This window comes from Sutterella massiliensis (assembly GCF_016899755.1).
Classification (GTDB): domain Bacteria; phylum Pseudomonadota; class Gammaproteobacteria; order Burkholderiales; family Burkholderiaceae_F; genus Sutterella; species Sutterella massiliensis.
This window is the reverse complement of sequence record NZ_JACJJC010000424.1, coordinates 1-272: the sequence shown is the minus strand read 5'-3', so window position 1 is coordinate 272 and position 272 is coordinate 1. Positions and strand designations below refer to the sequence as shown.

The window sequence follows — 272 nt, the reverse complement described above, 5'->3', positions numbered from 1 at the left end:
GCTGTGGAGAAAAAACAGATTTTTCTGATGAGTGCATTGAATTGCGAACTAATTTTCTGGCTTCGGCCAACTCAAAATCTTCCTGAATATTTTGTCCCGTAGTGACGCCGCGCAGCTCGAGTTTGTGTCGAATAATCGCATCCAGTGATGGTCCTAATTTGGACGCTTCATCAATCTTGGACAAAATGACTTGTTGAACCCCAGATGTTTTAAATGCGGTCACGACGTCGTCGAGCATTTCTCCGTCACCGCCTGCATTGAGCACAATGAGG

At 45.6% G+C, this 272-nt stretch carries 1 pseudogene; it reads right to left on the bottom strand.

Annotated elements, in window-relative coordinates:
- Nucleotides 1-238 (bottom strand): annotated as a pseudogene (locus H6A60_RS13175) (flagellar biosynthesis protein FlhF); the annotation flags it as partial.
- Nucleotides 239-272: the final 34 nt, after the last annotated feature.